Annotated in this window: 6 protein-coding genes; 1 reads left to right on the top strand and 5 read right to left on the bottom strand. The window is 72.3% G+C overall.

Translation table 11 applies throughout. The features are described from left to right. The 3 genes from ACTIR_RS21125 to ACTIR_RS0101650 all read right to left on the bottom strand — a co-directional run. A partial coding sequence (locus ACTIR_RS21125) for a glycosyltransferase 87 family protein (RefSeq protein WP_052583676.1) occupies window positions 1-1323 on the bottom strand: 1323 nt, incomplete at its 3' end. A 174-nt stretch (window positions 1324-1497) separates the two neighbouring features. Continuing rightward, window positions 1498-2841, bottom strand: coding sequence for an NADP-specific glutamate dehydrogenase (gdhA, locus tag ACTIR_RS0101655; protein WP_007025386.1), 1344 nt, complete (start codon window positions 2839-2841; stop codon window positions 1498-1500). A gap of 217 nt (window positions 2842-3058) precedes the next feature. Then, window positions 3059-3247: a ferredoxin gene (locus tag ACTIR_RS0101650; RefSeq protein ID WP_007025387.1), complete on the bottom strand. Its 189-nt coding sequence runs from the start codon at window positions 3245-3247 to the stop codon at window positions 3059-3061. A gap of 264 nt (window positions 3248-3511) precedes the next feature. Here ACTIR_RS0101650 and ACTIR_RS0101645 point away from each other — a divergent pair, with 264 nt between their 5' ends. After that, window positions 3512-4177: a class I SAM-dependent methyltransferase gene (locus ACTIR_RS0101645; RefSeq protein WP_026452987.1), complete on the top strand. Its 666-nt coding sequence runs from the start codon at window positions 3512-3514 to the stop codon at window positions 4175-4177. On the opposite strand, the gene ACTIR_RS0101640 is transcribed toward ACTIR_RS0101645, so the two are convergent. Then, window positions 4153-5301: a glucosidase family protein gene (locus tag ACTIR_RS0101640; protein ID WP_199285549.1), complete on the bottom strand. Its 1149-nt coding sequence runs from the start codon at window positions 5299-5301 to the stop codon at window positions 4153-4155. The genes ACTIR_RS0101645 and ACTIR_RS0101640 overlap by 25 nt on opposite strands. Then, window positions 5288-6019, bottom strand: a complete 732-nt coding sequence (locus ACTIR_RS0101635) for a class I SAM-dependent methyltransferase (protein ID WP_026452985.1) — start codon at window positions 6017-6019, stop codon at window positions 5288-5290. The genes ACTIR_RS0101640 and ACTIR_RS0101635 overlap by 14 nt, the downstream gene beginning before the upstream one ends. Window positions 6020-6151: the final 132 nt, after the last annotated feature.

Below are 6151 nucleotides of genomic sequence, written 5' to 3'. Positions count from 1 at the left end.
CCCCGGCGCTTCCGGCATCCCCGGCGCTTCCGGCATCCCCGGCGCTTCCGGCGCTTCCGGCGGCACGGTCACCGACGCACCGGCGTCCGACGACACCGTGCGCCGGCGCACCGCGAGCACGAGCAGCGCCGCCACGGCGACCAGCGTGTAGCTGGAGCCCGCGAGGTGTTGCCACCAGGCCCAGGCGGTCTCCGGTGTCCCGGGGTCGGTGGACAGCACGACGCCGTGCGGTCCGACCACGAACGCCAGCACCAGCAGCGTCGCCAGGCCCGGGACCCACCACCGGCGTGCTGCGCCGCGGCGCAGCGGGTACGCCAGGGCCACCGCCGCCGGGGCCACCCACACCCAGTGGTGCGACCAGCTCAACGGGGACGCCAGCAGCCCCCAGAAGGCGACCGCGAGCAGTACCGTGACGTCGTCGCCCACCGACCGCGCCCGCCGGGCGGCGAGCAGCGCCACGGCGAGGAACGCCAGCACCAGCAGCACCCACAGCACGAACCGGACGTCGCCCCCGTCCGGCAGCAGACGGTGCAGCACCCCGTTGAACGACTGGTTGAACGCGTACGCGGTGCCCACCTTCCGGTCCGTGCCGAACACGGCGTCGAACCAGAAACGGACCGAGTCACCCGGCGCGAGGGCGAATCCGAGCAGGATCGACCCGGCGAACGTGCCCACGGCGACGGCCGCGGCCCGGTACTGCCGCTTGACCAGGAAGAACAGCACGAAGATCAGCGGGGTCAGTTTGATCCCCGCGGCCAGGCCGGTCAGCAGGCCCCGTGGCCACCGCGTGCGGGGCAGCAGGCAGTCCACCACGACGAGCCCCATCAGCAGCAGGTTGACCTGCCCGAGGACGATCGTCTGCCGGACGGGTTCGATCAGCAGCCACCCGGCCGCGACCGCGGCACCCAACAGCACCGCACCCGTCCGCCTGCCGTGCCTGCGCCCGGCGACGACCGTCGTGGTCGCGAGCAGCGCCACCAGTCCGGCCGCCACCAGCAGCACCGTGGCCACGTCCCAGGGCAGCAGGTGGGCCGGGACGAAGGCGACCGCGGCGAGCGGCGGGTAGAGGAACGGCAGCCCCGTCTCCAGCGGCACGTACTCCCGGAACTCCGGCGAGTACAACGCGAGCCCGTGCAACCAGGCGTAGCCGCCGGTCCGGTAGACGTGCAGGTCGGAGAACCCGACCGGGCTGAGCAGAATCGCCACGGCGGTCACGAGCAGGACACCGAGCGCGATCGTGACCGCTCGGCCGTGTCGACCGGCCCCGGCGTCGTCCCGGGCCCCCACGTCCCGACGGCGCAACGCCGTCTCCCAGCGCACCATGCAGTACAGCCCTCAGTCGTCCCTCGGTGGGAACCGCCCCGGCGAAGCCCCCGTGTCGGGCACCCACCGTACCGACGGGTTGCCCGGCCGTGGCGCGCTCCTGCCGGATCGGCACGGCTCCCGCCGCGGGAGAGCTGCCCGCGACCGGCCGGGTCCGGGCAGCTCTCCCCCGTGTCAGATCAGGCCGAGGGACAACATCGCGTCGGCCACCCGCGTGTACGCGGCGATGTTCGCGCCCGCGACGTAGTTGCCGGGCATCCCGTACTCCTCCGCGGTCTCGCGGCACCGGGTGTGGATACCCCGCATGATCTCCTCCAGCCGGTCCTCCGAGTACTCGAACGTCCAGGAGTCCCGGGAGGCGTTCTGCTGCATCTCCAGCGCGGAGGTGGCGACCCCGCCCGCGTTGGCGGCCTTGCCCGGCCCGAAGGCGACACCGGCGTCCTGGAACAGCTGCACGGCCTCGGGGGTGGTGGGCATGTTCGCGCCCTCGGCGACCACCGTGCAGCCGTTGCGGATCAGCCGCTCGGCCTCCTTACCGGTGATCTCGTTCTGCGTGGCCGAGGGCATGGCCACGTCGCACGGCACGTCCCACACCTGCGCGCCCTCGACGTAGCGGGCGTTGGAGACGGTCTCGGCGTAGCTGGAGAGGCGCTCGCGGCGCACCTCCTTGATGTCCTTCAGCAGCTCGAGGTCGATGCCCTTCTCGTCGACGATGTAGCCGGTGGAGTCGGAGCAGGCCACCACCCGGCCGCCGAGCTGGTGGGTCTTCTCGATCGCGTAGATGGCGACGTTGCCGGACCCGGAGACGACGGCGGTCTTGCCCGCGAAGTCCTCACCGCGCGCGGCCAGCATCTCGTTGACGAAGTAGGCCGTGCCGTAGCCGGTGGCCTCGGTGCGCACCTGGGCGCCGCCGTAGATGAGGCCCTTCCCGGTGAGCACCCCCGACTCGTAGCGGTTGGTGATGCGCTTGTACTGGCCGAACAGGTAGCCGATCTCCCGGCTGCCGACCCCGATGTCCCCCGCGGGAACGTCGGTGTACTCACCGATGTGCCGTTGCAGCTCGGTCATGAAGCTCTGGCAGAACCGCATGATCTCGCGGTCGGACTTGCCCTTCGGGTCGAAGTCGGACCCGCCCTTGCCGCCGCCGATCGGCAGCCCGGTCAGGGCGTTCTTGAAGATCTGCTCGAATCCGAGGAACTTGACGATGCCGAGATACACCGAGGGGTGGAAGCGCAGGCCACCCTTGTAGGGCCCGAGTGCGCTGTTGAACTCCATCCGGAAGCCACGGTTGATGTGGATCTCACCGTTGTCGTCCTCCCAGGGCACCCGGAAGATGATCTGGCGCTCCGGCTCGCAGATCCGCGAGATGATCTTGGCGTCCGCGTACTGCGGGTGCTTGCCCACCGCGGGGCTGATGCTCTCCAGCACCTCACGCACGGCCTGGTGGAACTCGACCTCGCCCGGGTTGCGGGCCAGGACCTCCGCGTAGACGTTCTCGAGCCGTTCGTGGATCGGCACTCTACGACCTCCGCTTCACGGGTCGGGGGTTTCGTTAACACGAGCGAAACACCGTTGTCCCGCACGGAGCAACACCAGGACAGCTTAATCCTCGTCACCTCCCGTCGTGCCGTGAAGGGCACCTTCCCTGCGTGTGACGCAGCGGATGTGCCCCTCACCGCGTCCGACGCGGGGAAGGTGCCCCTCGCGCGCAACCCTGCCGGGGAGGGGGCGGCGGCTACTCGCGCAGGGAGAGGGCGGCCTTGGGGCAGGAGGCCACCGCCTGGCGCACCCGCTGTTCGTTGTCCGCGTCCACCGCACCGACCAGGTGCAGGTTGTCGTCCTCGTCGAGTTCGAACACCTCGGGCGCGACCGCCTCGCAGACCCCGTTCGCCTCACACTGGTCGTAGTCGACGACGACCTCCATGTCTCCTCCTTCATCCTCCCGCGTCCCCGCGGGGCCCTCGTCCGTGACCGGGGCGGGGTGAACTAGAACCTGTTCTATTAGTCGCATACCGTACGGGCCCTGACAAGGGTCGCCGGGAACCGCCGCGGCCGTCCGGGGACCTCTCCGGCAGCCGTGGGGGGCCGCTTCGGCAGACTGTGCCGAGGCAGGACCGGGACGGCGCACGCGGCGACGGGCGCGACCGGCGGTGGACACGGACGGCGGCGGACACGGACGGGGAACGGGATGACCACGGGCACGCACCAGATGGACGACGACCTGCTCGCGGTGGCCGAGGCCGCCACGGGGTTCATGCCCACCGACGAGGGCCTCGCCCTGTACGAGGCGGCCCGGGAACACCTGGGCACCTGGGTCGCCGTGGAGATCGGCAGCTACTGCGGGAAGTCGACGGTGTTCCTCGGCGCGGCCGCCCGGGCCACCGGGGGACGGGTCGTCACCGTCGACCACCACCGGGGCTCCGAGGAGCACCAGCCCGGCTGGGAGTACCACGACCCCGGCCTTGTCGACCCGCACACGGGCACGCTCGACACCCTGGGGGCGTTCCGCCGCACGATCGCCGACGCGGGGCTGGAGGACCACGTCGTCGCGGTGGTCGGTCGCTCGCCGGACGTGGCCGCGTTCTGGCGCACCCCGGTGGACCTGCTGTTCATCGACGGGGGACACACCGAGCGGGCCGCGCAGGACGACCTCACCGGCTGGGCCCCGTGGCTGAGCAGGGGCGGCATCCTGGCCATCCACGACGTCTTCCCCGACCCGCGGGACGGGGGCAGGCCCCCGTTCCACATCTACCGCCGTGCGCTGGACTCCGGGCAGTTCACCGAGGTCTCGGCGACCGGGTCGCTGCGGGTACTGCGCCGGGAGTCCGGTCAGCCGGGCACGCCCGTGGACTGACCACCCTTCGCCGACTCCGCGCAGCCGCACGCCTCCGTCCCGACTCCGGCGGCGTCGGGGAGGCCGTCACCCCGGAAGATGCCCGCGGCCGGGGTGGTCGACGACAGGGCGTCGGCGGCCAGCAGCACCGCCGCGCCGGTCCAGGTCGGACACTCCTCCGGCCAGCGCTTGCCGTCGGCGTAGACCAGGCCGGTCCAGTACGAACCGTCGGGGTCCCGCAGGTGCTGCATCGCCGCGAACTGCTCGTGCGCGGCGGCGGTGTCGCCGACGGCGTCCAGACTGAGCACGAGCTCGCAGGTCTCGGCCCCGGTGACCCACGGGTGGTCGTCCACGCACCGGATCCCGAGGCCGTCCACCACGAAGTCGTCCCAGCGTTCGCGCAACCGCCGCCGCGCCTGCGGCCCGCGCAACGCGCCGCCGAGCACCGGGTAGTACCAATCCATCGAGTACCGGCGCTTGTCGGTGAACGCCTCCGGGTGCGACCGCAGCACGTGCGCGAGACGCCCGAGGGCGATCTCCCAGTCCGGTTGCGGCACGCCCAGGTGCCGGGCCAGGGCCAACGCGCACCGCAGCGCGTGGTGGATGCTGGAGCATCCGGTGAGCAGCGCCTCCGGGTCGACCGCGCCCCGCTCGCCCACGAGCCAGCCGATCGTGCCGTCCGCGTTGGCCGCGCCGAGGACGAACTCCACGGCACGGCGCACCGGCTCCCACATGCGCCGGGCGAACCCGTCGTCGGCGGTGAGCAGCACGTGGTGCCACACCCCCACCGCGAGATAGGCGCAGAAGTTCGTGTCCGCCTCGGCCTGTTCGACCACGCCCTCCCGCACCCACGCGGGCCACGACCCGTCCGGCCGCTGGGTGCGCGCGGACCACTCGTAGGCGGCCACGGCCTCGTCCAGGAACCCGGCCACGGCCAGTCCCATCGCGGACTCGACGTGGTCCCAGGGATCCAGGTGCCCGCCCGGGAACCAGGGGATCGCCCCGGTGGATTCCTGCACCCGGGCGATGGAGGCCGCCGTCGCCACGGCCTGCTCGGCGGAGAGCACCCCCGGCACCGACGGTGCGGCGGTGCCGGCCGGAGCCCCCGCGACCGTGCGGACGCCGCCCCGGTCAGCGGGCGGCAAGCGGCGCCCCCTGCTTGACGAGGTACAGGACCAGACTCTTGCCGAGCACGGGGTTGAGCACCCGTTCCGCGGTGCGGGTCACGGCGGGCGCGGAGAGCATGTCCCACACGAGCAGCCGGTGGTAGGCATCGGTGAGCGGGTGCCGCTCCCGGTCGACCCCGACCGCGCACTTGAGCCACCAGTACGGCGCGTGCAGGGCGTGCGCGTGGTCCCGTCCGATCGCGCGGAGGCCGACCGACTCCAGCTTGTCCCGGAGCTCGCCCTCCCGGTAGATGCGCACGTGCCCGCCCTCGACCTCGTGGTAGGCGTCGGACAGCAGCCAGCACACCCGCTCGGGCAGCCTGGCGGGCACCGTCACCGCGACGGTTCCGCCCGGCCGCACGATCCGGGACAGCTGGTGGATCGCCTTGTCGTCCTCCGGGATGTGCTCCAGGATCTCCGAGGCGATCACGCAGTCGAACGACTCGTCGGGGAACGGCAGGTCCAGCGCGTCCCCGGACACCGTGCGCGCCGCGGCCCCCGGCGGCACCTCGTTCTCGGCCTCCATCGCCGCGAACATCTCGGCCACCTTGGCCAGTTCCGGTTCGTCGTGGTCGAAGGCGACCACGTCGGCCCCGCGCCGGTAGGCCTCGAAGGAGTGCCTGCCCGCCCCGGCCCCGACGTCGATCACCTTGCTGCCCGGCACCACACCGAGCCGGTCGAAGTCCACCGTCAGCATCGCCGTCACCGTTTCCTCTCGTCGTCTCCGGCCGCCCGACACGACTCGATGGACGCCATGTAGCGCTCCACCGTCGCCTCGGCGACCGACCGCCAGCTGTACCGGCGCTGGGCGCGCTCGCGCCCGGCCTCC

This window comes from Saccharomonospora iraqiensis subsp. iraqiensis (assembly GCF_000430445.1).
Classification (GTDB): domain Bacteria; phylum Actinomycetota; class Actinomycetes; order Mycobacteriales; family Pseudonocardiaceae; genus Saccharomonospora; species Saccharomonospora iraqiensis.
Note: the sequence above shows the minus strand (reverse complement) of the source record. Positions and strands in the feature narration are given on the sequence as shown.

Coding starts and splice junctions, on each gene's coding strand:
- ACTIR_RS0101650 (WP_007025387.1), bottom strand. CDS start 3,247: ATGGAGGTCGTCGTCGACTACGACCAGTGTGAGGCGAACGGGGTCTGC.
- ACTIR_RS0101645 (WP_026452987.1), top strand. CDS start 3,512: ATGACCACGGGCACGCACCAGATGGACGACGACCTGCTCGCGGTGGCC.
- ACTIR_RS0101635 (WP_026452985.1), bottom strand. CDS start 6,019: ATGCTGACGGTGGACTTCGACCGGCTCGGTGTGGTGCCGGGCAGCAAG.